Genomic DNA, 15,129 nt, shown 5'->3' with positions numbered 1-15,129 from the left:
AAACGGCGAAAATAAGCGTTTTTGACGCGATTTTCGGCGTTTTCTGCGGGTCAGTTGCAGCACCGCGCATATTTGGGGCCCCGCCGACCAGGTTCCCGAAAAATCGCGCCGGCGATTTTTCGGGCCGGTCGGTGGGGATTAGTCCAGGTAGTCGCGCAGAACCTGTGAACGCGAGGGGTGGCGCAGCTTGGACATCGTCTTGGATTCGATCTGGCGGATACGCTCACGCGTAACGCCGTAGACCTTGCCGATTTCGTCTAAAGTCTTCGGCTGGCCATCGGTCAAACCAAAGCGCATGGCAACCACGCCTGCTTCACGCTCTGACAAGGTGTCCAGAACGGAGTGCAGCTGTTCCTGCAACAAGGTGAAGGAGACGGCGTCAGCGGGGACCACGGCTTCGGAGTCTTCAATCAAGTCACCGAACTCGGAGTCTCCGTCTTCACCCAGGGGGGTGTGCAGGGAGATGGGTTCGCGGCCGTACTTCTGAACCTCAACAACCTTTTCCGGGGTCATGTCCAATTCCTTGGCCAATTCTTCCGGTGTTGGTTCGCGGCCCAAGTCCTGCAGCATCTGGCGCTGAACGCGTGCCAGCTTGTTGATGACCTCAACCATGTGTACGGGGATGCGAATGGTGCGCGCCTGGTCAGCCATGGCACGGGTGATGGCCTGGCGGATCCACCAAGTTGCGTAGGTGGAGAACTTGAAGCCCTTGGTGTAGTCGAACTTCTCCACTGCACGGATCAGGCCCAAGTTGCCTTCCTGGATGAGGTCCAGGAAAAGCATGCCGCGGCCGGTGTAGCGCTTTGCCAGCGAAACAACCAGACGAAGGTTGGCCTCCAGCAGGTGGTTCTTGGCGCGCTTGCCGTCGTGCACGATGCGAACCAGGTCGCGTCGGAGCTGGTCGTCCATGGCGTCGGGGTCAGCAGCGAGCTTCTCGGTGGCGAAAAGGCCGGCCTCAATGCGCAGGGCAAGGTCGACTTCCTGCTCAGCGTTGAGCAGGGCAACCTTACCGATCTGCTTCAGGTAGTCCTTAACGGGGTCGGCGGTGGCACCTGCCGACATGACCTGCTGGACGGGGGCGTCATCGTCATCAGAGTCCGAGTAAACGAATCCTGTTCCGGTGGCGACGGGGCGCTCCGGGGCGGCGTCGTCGTTCTCTTCATCCTCGGGCACAACAGCCTCAGCCGATGACTCGTCTTCGTCTTTGGCTTTGCCGCGACGCGTGGCAGCTTTTTTGGGGGCAGCCTTCGCTGCGGCGGGGGCCTCTTCGCCAGCGGCTATGGCAGCCTTCTTGGCGGCGATCGTGGCAGCCCGCTTCTCTGCTGGAGTCAGCGGCACGGTCGCTGAGGATGCGGGGTCCTCGATCTCCTTGATTGTGGAGACTTTGCTCTTGGCAGTAGCAGACACAGAAAACCTTTCTTACGGCGGTCTGTGGAGTTACCTTGGGGCAACACCACTATGACCCTGTCAAGTCCATGTTGCTTATCGCACCACGTTTGCTTGGAGGGTCACAAGGTATAACTCCTTGCAACGCGGGGTTGTTCCCACCGCCCCGGAAAAGATCTCCCGGGCCAAATTGTCCAAACATTGGTAGTACGTCAACACGAACCCAACCGGGTCTCGGCTTATAGTCTCTCATGTTTTACCCGCTGCCCCATGCCGTACGCAGCCGTTTTGGGCATGGATCTGTGCAACAAATCTCATAGTGGCAAGAATTGTTGTCCGAAAGCGGGAGCCTTCCCCACGACGGCCCGCCCACGGCACGCCCGCAATGGGGCAGAGGAAGGATTACGCCGCTGCCTCGCGAGCTTCGCCGCCGTCCTCATAGCCGGGCCAGGCTGTCTGGGGGTTCTTGGCATACTCGGCGATGTAGCCAACGGAAAGAAGCTGGTCCAGCATGCTGGCCAATTTGTATCCAGGCTGCTGCGCCTCACAAGCGGCAAAGTAACCCCCGGCCCACGTTCCGCGCCCCTTGCACCATTGAATCCACCCCAGGACGCACAGCAAGGGCGCCTTATCAGCCCCTTCAGTGCTGGCCGCAAGGAACTTCAAGAGCGGTTCGGCGCCGTCCAACCTGGGCCAGTTCGGCGCAACGTTGCCGTCGCCTGCACCCTGACAATCGGCACCACCCATCAGGATGTTGCCAAAATCCCGACCCGCGGCGTGAAGGAGATCCGCAGGGACATGGTTCATGGTGACTTGCTGGTCGGCGGCCTGATTGCCCCCGTACCAATTGGCCGGGACCACCAATGGGCCGGCATCTGCATGCAGGAGTCCATTGGCGGCAGCCCCCGCCAACGCGTACTCGCAGGAGGTGGCCAGCGCCACCATGAGCGTGTCCCGCACCGAGACGTCCTGCAAGCTTGCCAGCAGGTAGGCGCTCAGGTGCTGGTCCGGAGTCACCGGCCAGAGGCACAAGCTGTGCTCCCATGCGCCCAAGGTGACAGCGAGCTGGCGCGCCGCCAGTCCGGAGCGGGCCAGGACTCCCTGGTACTTCTCACCGGCAGTTTGAACGGCTTGGGCGAAGTCGGTGTCATGGACGGCGATTTGGGCAGCGATCTGCTCCCTGGGACTTTCACGGACCATACTGCCCCGGAAAATGAACTCGGCATTGACAAAGCTCTCCCTGATGGACGCGTTGTCTTTTCCAGGCCACGGGCAGCACAGTCCGTCGCCGCACTCAAGGCTGCGCCAATGCTCAGTTCCCACATACCATCCATCACGAACTGGCAGGCCAACTTTGTCAAAAGCCTTGCGAAGTTGCCGATACACCCGTCCTTGCGGGCATTGCGCAGGATCCAGCCAATCCTCGCGACCAAAAATGGCTATGAGGCATCCGTTGGCTTCGTGATCGCTGGCCATTTGACTGGCGGCAAGCTTGGCAAAATGGGCGGCTTCTGCGGAATCATTCGGGGGCAGATCCAGCCGCATGGTGGCCCGAAGCAGTTTGCCGTTCATGCCGATGCACACAATGCTGTCTCGCGGCCAGTACCCCATCATGTGGGGAATGAAGGCCAGGAGGTCCTCACCGGCGCTGACCCTGATCTTGTCTACTTGTTTTCTCATGTCTCAAGGGTGCTGCCCGCCAGGACGGGGAACCAGAGCAATTTCGCGAAAATGCCAAATCTGTGGACAACGCAGCCGCCGATCCGCATGAAACACCGGGAAAACTTGCGGGACGGCTTATTTGCGGTCCTCGCGGCGGGTCTTTTCCTCGTGCTTGTACTGCTGGCGCCTGCGCTTGTTGTCCGCAAGTACATCGCGCCATGGCGGAATGCTTTCGCCTTGAGCAGCCATGGAGCGCCTGACCCTGCGGCGGATGATAATCACCGCCGCAATGCCTGCGCCAAACACCAAAAATTGGAAGGACAAGGCCACCCGGAAAGCGTCCAGTGAGAACAGGTCACCGGGAGTTCCGCTGGATGAGTTGATGAGGTCAAGGATCAGGCCAATGGCGAACATAGTCACCAGTGCCGCCACGAATCCGCCCACGTTGACGATTCCTGTGGCCGTGCCCATGCGGTGTGAGGGGTTGAACGTGCGGGCGAAGTCAAAGCCGATCATGGACGCCGGACCACCCAGGGCCAGAACCAGTACGAGCACCACCAGCAGCCACAGTGGGGAGGGCCCGGGCTGCAGGATCACTGCCAACCACGCTGCGGCGGAAACAAATGTCACCGCCAGCACCATGCTGGAGCGGCGCAGCGGGTGCTTCCCCACCCAACTTCCCAGCAACGGCCCGCAGATGATGCCCACCACCACAAACAAGCTGAGCAAGATGCTGGCTGTGCCCGTTTCCAGGCCTTGGGCCGAGACCAGGAACGGATACCCCCAAGTGAGGACAAACACTGTGCCGGAGAATTGGGTGGCAAAGTGACTCCACATGCCCAAGCGCGTCCCGGGCTGCCGCCAGGCGGTGCCTAACTCGGCCGCAGTCTCCCGCATTCCCTTGCTGGTTTTTTGCGCCAGCGTCCCCGCCGGTGCGTTGCGCAACAGCGCGGCTGAGAGCACGCAGGCGAGTACTCCCAGGGCCGCCAATGACACAAACGCATGGCTCCAACCGCCTGCGTGCAGCACAAAGGCGAAGGGCACAAGGCTGATCAGCTGGCCAAATTGGCCCAGCTGTCCGGTGAGTTGGGTCAGGACTGGCACTTGGCGGGAGGGGAACCACAGCGGGATGAGCCGGATCACGGCAATGAAGGTCATGGCGTCCCCGGCACCCACAAAGATCCTGCCCAGAACTCCGGCGGGAACCGACTCCGCCATGGCAAGCTGCAGCTGACCCACTGCCATCAGGGCGGCGCCCGTTGCGATCATGACCCTCGGGCCGAATCTGTCCACCAGCACACCAACCGGGATTTGCAGCCCGGCGTAAACCACCAGCTGAACCACGGTGAAGGCGGAAAGCGCGGAGGCAGTGGCTCCAAAACGCTCGGTGGCTACAAGCCCGGCAACCCCAAAGGAGGTCCGTTGGGTGATGGCGACAACATAGGCAAAAATGCCAACTCCCCAGACGAGCCAGGCACGTTTACTATTCACGTCACTTAGCTTAAGCCAGATTCCGTGTCGTCTTCCTTCCCGGAGTCCCGGCTGGCCAAATAGGCCTCAACGGCTGCACCCAGCTCATCGGCACCGGGCAATTCGTCATTGTCCCCGGCCAGCAGGGATCGCCGCGCGGTCCCGTCGGTGTGTTCGTCATACTGCTTTTCAAGGTTGGCAACAACCGTGGCCACCTCGGTGGAGCCCTCCACCTGTTCGGTGATTTGGCGTTCCACGGCACGGCCGGCCTCGCGGAGTCGTTCGCTGGGAAGCATCAAGGAGGCTGCGGCGCCCAAGTATTCCAAACCGGCGACGGCGGCCGGCGGGTACTCGGCGTCGGACAGGTAGTGCGGCACATGGATGGCGTAGCCCACCACGTTGCGGTGGGCGGCGGCCAGCTTGAATTCGAGTACGTGTCCAATGGCCGAGGGAATTTCCAGGGTGGTTTTCCAGGCCGAGATCCCTTCAATCAAATCCGGCCGGTTGCCGTGCACCGTGGCGCCGATGGGGCGGGTGTGCGGCACGGGCATGGGGACCGAATGCACCCAAGCCACCAGGTTCACATCGAAGCGCTCCACCAGTCCAAGGACGGCCAAGCTAAAGCGCTCCCACTGCAAGTCCGGCTCGTTGCCCGTCAAGTAGAGGAAGGGTGTGCCCAGAGCATCAACCATGCGGTACAGCACTAGCGACGGTGCCTTGTAGTCGCTGAGATGGTCCTCGGTGAAGGTGATCCGGGGCCGGCGTGAGCGGTAGTCAATGAGCTGGTCAATGTCGAACACGGCAACCGGGTCCCCCGTCAGTTCCTCCCCCAGCTCGGCGGCAATTTGTGTCACCACATGGCCGGCGTCGGAGAATCCGGTAAAGGACATGAGCAAGTTGGTGCCACGCAGGTCTTCGGCGTCGATGAGCTGCTCGTTGAGGGCATAAAGGGATTCGTGGTCTTGAAAGGGTGTGTATTCGATGTTATTCATAGTCTTCCTCAGCAGCTTACGTCTCTAACCAGCACAACACCGCACACACCCTTAATCATCCCGCGACGGTTCGCCGGCCACCCGCGTGCGGCGCCGCCGTCGTACTGCAAGAACATGATCCAGCCGCCAACACCGCCGTACTAGGGCCGTTTGAGCCATCGAACCCAGCTTGGCGCTACGATCGGTAACAGCGACATCCGTTCAGAAACACCACAACGTGAGGACAGTATTTCCGTGAGTTCCAAAGAAAATATCACCTTCCGCGTCATCAACACAGGCTTGGCCAAGCTCGCTGCGGACGCCCTCGTCATAGCTGTTGGCAAGGGACCTGACGGTCCGGTCATCGTGGATGCACCCTTGTCAGCAGTGGCGCTGACATCCCTCGAGGCATCCCTGACCGCCCTGGGCGTCACCGGAGCCGCCGACCAGGTGGTGCGCCTGCCAGGCTTGCCCGACACGGGCGCCAAGATTCTGGTACTGGCAGGAATGGGCCCGGTCAACACCAAAGAAATCACCGATGAGTCATTGCGCCGCACCGCTGGAGCCGCTGTTCGCCAGCTGGCTGGCCTGAGCCATGTGGTCCTTGCCTTGCCGACGACGGCGGTGGGCCAGGTTGCGGCGCTTGCCGAAGGCGCCGCCCTGGGCGCCTACCAATACGCCAGCCTGCATTCGAGCAAGGAAGGCAAAAAGGATCCCGTAGCCAAGGTCACCATCTTCTCCACTTTGGCGAAGGATCCGGAGCTGGCCGCAGCGTTGGAGCGCGCCTCAGTGGTGGCCAAGGCCGTCAACGCCACCCGCACCCTCGTCAACGAGCCCCCCAGCACGCTCTACCCCGCCACTTTTGCCGAGGCCGCCAAGGACCTCGCCAAGGGTTTGCCGGTCAGGGTGACAGTCTTCGATGAGAAGCGCCTGCTCAAGGACGGCTACGGCGGCATCATGGGCGTTGGCCAGGGCTCCTCACGCCCGCCGCGCATGGTCAAGCTCGAGTACAAGTCGGACAAGGCAGTGGCCGACCTGGCCCTGGTGGGCAAGGGCATCACCTTCGACAGTGGCGGAATTTCCATCAAGCCCGGCGCCGGCATGGTCACCATGAAGTGCGACATGGCCGGGGCTGCAGCAGTTTTGAACGCCGTCCTGGCCGTGGCCGGCCTTGGACTGCCCGTCAACGTCACCGGCTGGCTCTGCATCGCAGAAAACATGCCCTCCGGCACGGCCATCCGCCCCTCCGACGTGCTGACCATTTTTGGCGGCAAAACAGTTGAGGTTCTCAACACCGACGCCGAAGGCCGCCTCGTCATGGCCGATGGCCTGGTCGCCGCCTCCCGCGAGTTCCCCGACGTCATCATCGACGTGGCCACTTTGACGGGCGCCCAGGTGGTGGCCCTGGGCCACCGCACCGCCGGTGTCATGGGTGATGAGGGAGTCAGTGCAGCCCTCAAAGCAGCAGCGGACAGGGCTGGAGAACTGATCTGGCCCATGCCCTTGCCGGAGGAACTGCGACCCTCGCTGGACTCACCCGTGGCTGACATGGCCAACATTGGCGAACGGATGGGCGGCATGATGACGGCCGCCGTGTTCCTGCAGGAGTTCATTGGCAAGGGCAAGGACGGGGAAACTATCCCCTGGGCCCACCTGGACATTGCCGGGCCAGCCTTCAATGAGGGTGCCCCGTACGGCTACACGCCCAAGCAGGGCACCGGCATGGCCGTGCGCACACTGGTTGCCTACATCGAAGATGTTGTGGCCCGCAGCATCTAATACCGGCCAGTAGATCCATGCAAGCATGTCGCGGTCCCGTGTACTCACGGGGCCGCGACTAGTTTATGGCCACACACCACGGGCAGCCCCCGCCCAGCAAACGGACTAGTGAGTATGAACACATTCCGCATTACTGTGACAGCGCTGACGGTCTCGCATGGAACAACTGACGTAAGGTGAATGCTGAAAGTATTTGTCTTTGACTGAGAAGTTGTAGACCATCCACAATGGATGCGTCGCTTCTCTCAATAATTGATGAGATGACGCGCCACTAATGTGCGCGTCACCCGAACGCGAGGGAGCGTCTAAGTGGCCGATCAGGCAGCTGGGCAAGAATTCGATATTTTGGTTCTCGGCGGTGGCAGCGGCGGTTACGCAACTGCGCTTCGAGCAGTCCAATTGGGCATGACCGTTGGTTTGGTGGAAAAGAGCAAGTTGGGCGGCACATGCCTGCACAACGGCTGTATCCCCACCAAGGCGCTGCTGCATGCAGCCGAAGTAGCCGATCACGCTCGCGAAGGCGCCTCAATCGGCGTCAACAGCCAGCTCAACGGTATTGACCTGGTGGCTGTCAACAAGTACAAAGACGGCATCATTGCCGGCAAGTACAAGGGCCTGCAGGGCCTCATCAAGGGCAAGGGCATCACTGTCATCGACGGCGAAGGCAAGCTCACAGCAGCCAACACCATCACCGTGAACGGTGTGAACTACACCGGCAAGAACATTGTTCTGGCCACCGGTTCATACTCCCGCAGCCTGCCTGGTTTGGAAATCGGCGGCAAGGTCATCAACTCCGACGATGCACTGAGCATGGAAACCCTGCCCAAGAGCGCCATCGTGCTCGGTGGCGGCGTCATCGGCGTCGAATTTGCTTCCGTTTGGAAGTCCTTCGGCGTGGACGTCACCATCATTGAAGGCATGGCTTCCTTGGTTCCCAACGAGGATGCCGCGATCATCAAGGTGCTCGAGCGCACCTTCCGCAAACGCGGCATCAAATTCAACACCGGCACCTTCTTCCAGGGCGTCGAGCAGACCAACGACGGCGTCAAGGCCACTTTGGTTGATGGCAAGACGTTTGAAGCTGACCTCATGCTTGTTGCCGTTGGCCGTGGCCCATCCACCGCAGGTCTTGGCTTTGAAGAAACCGGCGTCACGATTGACCGCGGCTTCGTCATCACCAACGACCGCCTGCACACTGGCGTCGGCAACATTTACGCCGTGGGCGACATTGTCCCCGGCATACAGTTGGCACACCGCGGCTTCCAGCAGGGCATCTTCGTTGCCGAGGAAATTGCCGGCATGAACCCGGTGATTGTTGAAGACATCAACATCCCCAAGGTCACTTACTGTGACCCGGAGATTGCCTCCGTTGGTTTGAACGAGAAGCAGGCCAAGGAAAAGTTTGGCGATGCCAACGTTGAAACCACCGAGTACAACTTGGCTGGCAACGGCAAGAGCGCCATCCTGGGCACCGGCGGCATCATCAAGTATGTTCGCGAAAAGGATGGCCCCGTGGTGGGTGTTCACATGATCGGCAGCCACATTGGCGAGCAGATCGGTGAAGCACAGCTCATTGTGAACTGGGAAGCGTACCCGGAGGACATTGCTGGCCTCATTCACGCTCACCCCACACAGAACGAAGCTCTTGGAGAAGCGGCAATGGCCTTGGCCGGACGCCCGCTCCACGGCTAGCAAGAATATTCTTAGTGCACCCGGCGCCCGCGTCGGGTGCACTAAGCTAAAAACATACTTAATCTAAAGAATTTCGCGGCAGATGCACGCATGTGCACCATGAGCGAAATGCAGCGCACATGAAGGAGAACGGGGACGCAATGTCTGAATCCGTGAACTTGCCCGCATTGGGTGAAAGCGTTACCGAAGGTACCGTTACGCGATGGCTCAAGCAGGTCGGGGACCGCGTCGAAATCGACGAGCCCCTGCTGGAAGTATCCACCGACAAGGTTGACACCGAAATCCCGTCACCTTTTGCCGGCATCTTGGAAGAAATCGTTGTAGCCGAGGACGAGACAGCAGAAGTTGGCGCCACCCTGGCCCGCATCGGCACGGGTGAAGCAGCTCCTGCTGCAGCCGCACCGGTCGAGGCTCCTGTTGCGCAAGCCGCTCCGGTTGCCGAGGCTGCCCCGGTGGCTGAAGCCGCTCCGGCAGCACCTGTCGAGGCCGCTGCCGCAGCTCCCGCCGGCGATTCCCACGAACTGGTGCTCCCCGCCTTGGGCGAGAGCGTCACCGAAGGCACTGTCACCCGCTGGTTGAAGGCTGTTGGCGACACCATCGAAATCGATGAGCCGCTCCTTGAGGTCTCCACCGACAAGGTTGACACCGAGATCCCCTCCCCCGTGGCTGGCGTCTTGCTGGAAATCCGCGTTCCCGAGGACGAGACAGCTGAAGTTGGTGGGGTCCTGGCATTGATCGGCTCCGCCGCTGCTGCAGTAGCTGCACCGGCTGCACCGGCTGCTGCACCCGCGGCTCCCGTTGCAGCTCCGGCTCCGGTAGCCGCACCTGTTGCAGCCCCTGTTGCAGCTCCGGCCGCACCGGCTGCTGCTCCCGCGGCTCCCGTTGCAGCCGCTCCCGCGGCAGCTCCCGCCGCTGGCGCCGAGTCCAACTACGTGACCCCGTTGGTGCGCAAGCTTGCCAACCAGCACGGCGTTGACATCACCTCAGTCACCGGCACAGGGGTTGGTGGACGCATCCGCAAGCAGGATGTTGTTGCCGCCGCTGACGCCGCCAAGGCCGCCGCTGCCCCGGCACCTGCCGCAGCGTCCGCTGCCAAGGCTGCTCCCGCCGTCGTGCCGTCTTCATTGCGCGGCACCACTGTCAAGGCTCCCCGGATCCGTCAGGTCATTGCCCGCCGCATGCGCGAGTCGCTGGAAGCTTCCACGCAGCTCACGCAGGTGCACGAGATCGACATGACGCGCATCGTCAAGCTGCGCAACCAGGCCAAGGGACCGTTCCAGGCTGTCAACGGCACCAAGCTGACATTCCTGCCGTTCATTGCCAAGGCTGTGACCGAGGCGCTCAAGCAGCACCCCAAGGTCAATGGCGAGTACAACGAGGAAACTCAGGAAATTACCTACCACAACGCCGAGCACCTCGCGATTGCTGTGGACACCGAGAAGGGCCTGCTGGTTCCTGTCATCTCCAACGCAGGCGATCTGAACCTCGCTGGCCTGGCCGGCAAGATTGCTGATGTTGCCTCACGCACCCGCAGCGGCAAGATCGGTCCGGACGAGCTGTCCGGCGGCACGTTCTCCATCACGAACATCGGAAGTGTCGGCGCACTGTTCGACACCCCGATCATCAACCAGCCCAACGTTGCCATCCTTGGCACCGGCGCGATCGTCAAGCGCGCAGTGGTTGTTGCGGACGCTGACGGCGATGACACCATCGCCATCCGTCACATGATGTACCTGTGCCTGACGTACGACCACCGCCTGGTGGACGGCGCGGACGCCGGCCGCTTCCTGCAGACCTTGAAGGTCCGCCTGGAAGATGGCGCGTTCGAGGCTGACCTGGGCCTGTAACGCCCTGACGCACGACGGCGGCCGGTGACTTGAGTTTTCAAGTCGCCGGCCGCCGTCGTTGTACCAACTGTTGTTGCGCGCAGTTGTCATCTTTGCCACATAAGGCCCACCTTGATAGACACTGTGTCACTAAGTTGCATAAGCTTGCAGCATGGACTTCTTACGCTTAGTGCTCGTATTTTTGCATATTCTTGGTGCCGCTGCGATCGTTGGCGGCTGGCTCGCTGCATTCAAGACGCCCACCGTCACTCAGTGGCAGTGGATTGGCGCGCTGACCCAGCTCATCACCGGCCTGCTGCTGGTTGGCCTGGCCTCAATGGGTGACGGCGAGGGCCCCAACAACTTCAAGGTCGCCGTGAAGCTGCTCATCGCCCTCGTGGTGGTTGTGGCCGCGTTCATTGGCCGCCGCAAGGTCAAGAACAACCAGGACGTCCCGAAGGGACTGGCCCACGCTGTGGGTGGCATGGCGTTCATCAACGTGGCTGTGGCAGTTTTCTGGGTGTAACAACTCGTTGACGAACAGCGCCTGTCGGCGCTTTCTTCGCACAAACGCATGTTTTCCGCTTAAAGGTGGTTGGGCAACCACCTATCAGCGGAAAACATGCGTTTTTTGCGTTAATGGACTGGCGTCGACGTCGTCCGCCGTAACGTCCAGATGTAGGCGGCACCGCCCCTCGGAGGGCCCGGCAACCTCCTTGAACGCCAAACGCGGCTAACCTTCATCAGCCTTGAGCCATGTGAAGCCGCTGGCCGAGAAAGAAATTTCGGTGTCCAGGAACGCTTTCCAAAAGTCAGCCAAGGTGTTGGTGTTGATGACGATCGTGGATAGCTTAATCATGCGCACCGTGTAATGGGCACGTGTGAATGCCATCTACGGCATAAGGTTGTGGTGAATGCCAAGATGAGATGTGGCATTGATAAATATTTGATTCTTCACAAGGAGTGAACATGGCTAGTACACGCAACGCCCACACAGGCTGGGTTGGCAACCTCGCAACCGGCACCGGACACGTCACCTTGGACAGCTCGGAACTGGGCACCTACGAGGTCACCTGGAAGGCCCGCACAGAGGCCTCCGAGGGCAAGACAAGCCCCGAAGAGCTGATCGCAGCTGCTCACTCCTCATGCTTCGCCATGGGCTTCACTCACGCACTCGATGGAGAGGGCTACACGGCCGAGTACGTGAACACCAGCGCTGCTGTCACCTTCGTACCGGGCACCGGCATTACCGGCAGCCACCTGACACTTGCGACAAAGATCCCCGGCATCAGCCAGGAAGACTTTGACCGCATTGCCAACGATGCCAAGCTCGGTTGCCCGGTTTCTGGCGCGCTGGCTGCAATCAACATCACCCTTGAGGCAACCCTGGAGGCTTAGTCCCCACCCGCTCCCACCGGAGTTGTTGGGCCCAAGATTGGGGCCCTCGCGGTGCCTTTGAGTAGGTGGCGGCTGCCTTGAGCAGTTGCCACCTACTTTTTTGCGTTTACGGGAAGTATTCGCTCAACGACCCAGCGCCCATCCGTACGTATCAGGACAATGCTCAAGTTCTGGCTCTGTTCCTGATCCTGGTGGTACACAACGGTTCCTTGAGCATTGTGCTCGGCGAAGGAACTAGTGGTCACTGAAGCCTGGACAGTGGCGCGGGCATCGTCTGCGGGGCCTGTCAGGACGGCTTGGTCAACCCTGGTCTCCAGTCCAGTCAAGCTGTGCCCCAACTCGGCCAGGTCTGCCAGTATTGCAGCATCCGCGGCAAGGGCGGGCGAGCCCTGAGCATTGATCTTGCCCAGCAGTTCGGCGTCGGCTGTTGACAGGGCATGGGAGCGAGCCCATGCCAACGCTGTGAGGGCCTCCACCGGCTCCGTCGAGCCCAGGCCACGTTGAATCTCTGCCGGCAACGCTGCAGCCCACGCCGTGGAGGGATGCTGGCTGCTTTCCACCACTGGCAGGGACGGGCCTGCCTCATGCGCCGGCTCCACACCGCTGAACAAGTGTGGCATCAGGAGAAGGCCACAAGCCGCGAGAACCAGCGCAGCGAGGCTGAGCGACACTGCCACAGCCTTGCCGCGGCCCAAACCCCCATGCTGGCCCCCACCGCCGCGCCTGCCGGAATGGTGCCCGCCGGCACCCCGCCTGAAGCCCACACGGCTTTCACCATCCCACAGCCTGCCCAGCCGCCGTCCCGCCCTGACGCCAAGCTCTCCGCGTGGCCAGCGTCGCAGCCCAGGATCGGCGGTACCAGTCCGACGGGGCCGCATCAGGGGCAAAGTTCGCACCTTCCCTCCCCAACTGCCGCGGTGCCGTCTCGCTTTCGACTCCTGGCGGGTGAGCAGGTCCGGCAGCACGCTGGGATGGACCGCATTGGCCAGGGCTACCGGCTCAGCGCGGGCACTGCGAAAGACAGCCTGGGCGAAGGCCGCAGCCGTGGGGCGCTGCTTGGAATCCTCATTGAGTCCGGCCTCCAGAGCGGCCAGCAACTCGGTAGGAACGCCAGGCACAAACGTTGTCAGAGGCAAGCGATTCCGTGCGACTGGCGGCACATGTCCGGTGAGGGCAAACCACCCCAACGCGGCCATACCGAACACGTCGGAGGCCTCGTCGCGTTCGGTGTCCTGTTCACAGACGAATCCGGGAGTCCCTGTTGGTGCCGCCGGCCCCTGGCCCAGCAGCCGGCCCAAACCAAAATCGCCCAGATACGGTTTGCCCGCGGCGCTGAGCAAAACGTTACCGGCGGACACGTCTCCATGAACGGCCCCACGCCCATGCAGGAAGGCCAGCACCTGGCCCAAGGGCGTCAAAACAGTGACAGTCTCTCCTACCGTCAACGGCCCCGTGGCACGAACCACTTGACCCACGGAGCCGCCTGCAGCGTAGTCCATCAGCAAGACGAGGGCCCCGTGTGAATCGCTTACCACGCCGTGGATCGGAATAAGGTGCTCATGACTAAACTGCATCAAAATCCGTAATTCCTGTGTGATGTAGCTTTCATTGTGACGCAGAGCTGCCCCGTCCCCATTGAGCTCCCCGTCGGCCTTGGCTGCCATAATCTTCGCCGCCACAGCCGGGCCACCAGCGTGAGGCGCCAGGAGCCAAACGTGGCCCTGTGCCCCGTAACCTAGAGACCGCACTGCGTCGAAACCAGCAACAATGGGCGGCTGCCCGGCCCCTGCTGACGATACTTCGAGTTCCATGTATTAGTTGTAGTCCTGTTTTCAATATTCTGCTCGGAGTTATCCACAGAGTGCAGCTGGCGAGGAAATTCTGATTTAGGCGAAAATGCAACAAGGTCTAAAGTGACCTCTATGACTCTTGAGTTCTGCGACGTCGGATTTGCACCGAATTTCATTGATTACACAGTTGCGTGGGACCAGCAACGCGTCATCCACGCTGGAGTGGTTGACGGAACAGCTCCCAACACTGTCATGCTCCTGGAGCACGCAGCTGTCTACACCGCCGGAAAGCTCACCGAAGATCATGAGCGCCCCTTTGATGGGACACCCGTGATCAACGTTGACCGCGGCGGAAAACTTACCTGGCACGGTCCCGGCCAGCTGGTCATGTACCCCATAGTTCGCCTTGCCGACCATCACGGTATCCGCGCCTACGTCCATGCACTGGAGGACATCATCATTGAAGTCCTGGCCCTCCATGGCGTGGACGGCGTCCGCGTGCGCGGCCGGGCAGGCATTTGGCTCTTGGCCGATGACAAGGGTCCCGACCGGAAAATTGCGGCCATCGGCATCAGGGTTCACGAGGGCGTGACCATGCATGGGATTGCCATCAACGCCAGCAACAGCCTTGCGCCCTACCAACAAATCATCGCCTGCGGCATCAACGACGCCGGCACCACCTCCCTGCAGGCGGAAACAGGCGAGAACATCACCCCGGCCGGTTTGCTGGAGCAGTTGAAGGTAGCCACCACCCGAATCCTGACACCCCTGGTCACCGAATTTCAGCCACCATTGGCCACAACCCCTGGAACCGCTGCAGCGGACCAGCCAGAAGGAGCATTGCTGTGACGTTGGCACCTGAGGGACGTAAGTTGTTGCGGATTGAACAGCGTAATGCTGCTGTGCCGGTGGAGCGGAAGCCTGAGTGGATGAAGGCCAAGGTTTCGATGGGCCCGGAGTACATTGCCATGAAGAACCTGGTTAAGGGTCAGGGTCTGCACACGGTGTGTGAGGAGGCGGGCTGTCCTAATATTTTTGAGTGCTGGGAGGACCGTGAGGCTACGTTCCTTATTGGTGGTTCCGAGTGCACCAGGCGGTGTGATTTCTGCCAGATTGATACGGGCAAGCCGTCACCGATCGATCGGTTCGAGCCGA

The 15,129-nt window shown here is 61.2% G+C and carries 12 protein-coding genes and 1 pseudogene; 7 read left to right on the top strand and 6 right to left on the bottom strand.

All coding sequences use genetic code 11. The features are described 5' to 3' along the window. Nucleotides 1-138 precede the first annotated feature (138 nt). From CVS28_RS15345 to CVS28_RS15330, 4 genes are all read right to left on the bottom strand, one after another. Nucleotides 139-1,407, bottom strand: coding sequence for an RNA polymerase sigma factor (locus CVS28_RS15345; protein WP_423716413.1), 1,269 nt, complete (start codon nt 1,405-1,407; stop codon nt 139-141). Between the two features lie 381 nt (nt 1,408-1,788). Next, on the bottom strand, nt 1,789-3,066 hold the full coding sequence (locus CVS28_RS15340) for a DUF4192 domain-containing protein (protein WP_103482064.1): 1,278 nt from the start codon (nt 3,064-3,066) through the stop codon (nt 1,789-1,791). Nucleotides 3,067-3,183: 117 nt separating this feature from the next. Further along, nucleotides 3,184-4,539: an MFS transporter gene (locus CVS28_RS15335; RefSeq protein WP_103482063.1), complete on the bottom strand. Its 1,356-nt coding sequence runs from the start codon at nt 4,537-4,539 to the stop codon at nt 3,184-3,186. Between the two features lie 5 nt (nt 4,540-4,544). Beyond that, entirely contained in the window at nt 4,545-5,510 is a 966-nt protein-coding gene (locus CVS28_RS15330; protein WP_103466002.1) for a proteasome assembly chaperone family protein, read from the bottom strand. Nucleotides 5,511-5,744: 234 nt separating this feature from the next. Here CVS28_RS15330 and CVS28_RS15325 point away from each other — a divergent pair, with 234 nt between their 5' ends. The 4 genes from CVS28_RS15325 to CVS28_RS15310 all read left to right on the top strand — a co-directional run bounded on the left by CVS28_RS15325 (nt 5,745) and on the right by CVS28_RS15310 (nt 11,312). After that, on the top strand, nt 5,745-7,268 hold the full coding sequence (locus tag CVS28_RS15325; protein ID WP_243399920.1) for a leucyl aminopeptidase: 1,524 nt from the start codon (nt 5,745-5,747) through the stop codon (nt 7,266-7,268). Nucleotides 7,269-7,577: 309 nt separating this feature from the next. Then, nucleotides 7,578-8,960, top strand: coding sequence for a dihydrolipoyl dehydrogenase (gene lpdA / locus CVS28_RS15320; protein WP_103482062.1), 1,383 nt, complete (start codon nt 7,578-7,580; stop codon nt 8,958-8,960). 140 nt (nt 8,961-9,100) lie between these two features. Next, on the top strand, nt 9,101-10,807 hold the full coding sequence (gene sucB, locus CVS28_RS15315) for a 2-oxoglutarate dehydrogenase, E2 component, dihydrolipoamide succinyltransferase (RefSeq protein WP_103482110.1): 1,707 nt from the start codon (nt 9,101-9,103) through the stop codon (nt 10,805-10,807). A 151-nt stretch (nt 10,808-10,958) separates the two neighbouring features. Next, complete coding sequence (locus tag CVS28_RS15310; protein ID WP_103466005.1) at nt 10,959-11,312, top strand: hypothetical protein; 354 nt, start codon at nt 10,959-10,961, stop codon at nt 11,310-11,312. Between the two features lie 207 nt (nt 11,313-11,519). Here the strand turns inward: CVS28_RS15310 and CVS28_RS19995 are convergent, their stop codons facing one another. After that, nucleotides 11,520-11,678, bottom strand: a complete 159-nt coding sequence (locus tag CVS28_RS19995) for a hypothetical protein (RefSeq protein WP_207797233.1) — start codon at nt 11,676-11,678, stop codon at nt 11,520-11,522. A gap of 77 nt (nt 11,679-11,755) precedes the next feature. Between CVS28_RS19995 and CVS28_RS15305 the strand changes: the two genes are divergently transcribed. Next, on the top strand, nt 11,756-12,184 hold the full coding sequence (locus CVS28_RS15305; protein ID WP_103466006.1) for an OsmC family peroxiredoxin: 429 nt from the start codon (nt 11,756-11,758) through the stop codon (nt 12,182-12,184). Nucleotides 12,185-12,276: 92 nt separating this feature from the next. Here the strand turns inward: CVS28_RS15305 and CVS28_RS15300 are convergent, their stop codons facing one another. Next, a complete protein-coding gene (locus tag CVS28_RS15300; RefSeq protein ID WP_103482061.1) occupies nt 12,277-13,995 on the bottom strand; it encodes a serine/threonine-protein kinase in 1,719 nt (572 codons plus the stop codon). A 111-nt stretch (nt 13,996-14,106) separates the two neighbouring features. Between CVS28_RS15300 and lipB the strand changes: the two genes are divergently transcribed. Together lipB and CVS28_RS15290 are read left to right on the top strand one after the other, a co-directional pair. Then, nucleotides 14,107-14,823 carry a lipoyl(octanoyl) transferase LipB gene (gene lipB, locus CVS28_RS15295; protein WP_103482060.1) on the top strand — a complete coding sequence of 239 codons (717 nt, stop codon included), beginning with the start codon at nt 14,107-14,109 and terminating at the stop codon, nt 14,821-14,823. Then, nucleotides 14,820-15,129 (top strand): annotated as a pseudogene (locus tag CVS28_RS15290) (lipoyl synthase); the annotation flags it as partial. The gene lipB and the pseudogene CVS28_RS15290, both read left to right, overlap by 4 nt.

Source organism: Arthrobacter glacialis, assembly GCF_002909415.1.
GTDB classification, from domain to species: domain Bacteria; phylum Actinomycetota; class Actinomycetes; order Actinomycetales; family Micrococcaceae; genus Specibacter; species Specibacter glacialis.
This window is presented reverse-complemented; position numbering and strand designations above follow the sequence as displayed.

Coding starts and splice junctions, on each gene's coding strand:
- CVS28_RS15305 (WP_103466006.1), top strand. CDS start 11,756: ATGGCTAGTACACGCAACGCCCACACAGGCTGGGTTGGCAACCTCGCA.
- CVS28_RS19995 (WP_207797233.1), bottom strand. CDS start 11,678: ATGGCATTCACACGTGCCCATTACACGGTGCGCATGATTAAGCTATCC.
- CVS28_RS15310 (WP_103466005.1), top strand. CDS start 10,959: ATGGACTTCTTACGCTTAGTGCTCGTATTTTTGCATATTCTTGGTGCC.
- lipB (WP_103482060.1), top strand. CDS start 14,107: ATGACTCTTGAGTTCTGCGACGTCGGATTTGCACCGAATTTCATTGAT.
- CVS28_RS15340 (WP_103482064.1), bottom strand. CDS start 3,066: ATGAGAAAACAAGTAGACAAGATCAGGGTCAGCGCCGGTGAGGACCTC.
- CVS28_RS15330 (WP_103466002.1), bottom strand. CDS start 5,510: ATGAATAACATCGAATACACACCCTTTCAAGACCACGAATCCCTTTAT.
- sucB (WP_103482110.1), top strand. CDS start 9,101: ATGTCTGAATCCGTGAACTTGCCCGCATTGGGTGAAAGCGTTACCGAA.
- CVS28_RS15300 (WP_103482061.1), bottom strand. CDS start 13,995: ATGGAACTCGAAGTATCGTCAGCAGGGGCCGGGCAGCCGCCCATTGTT.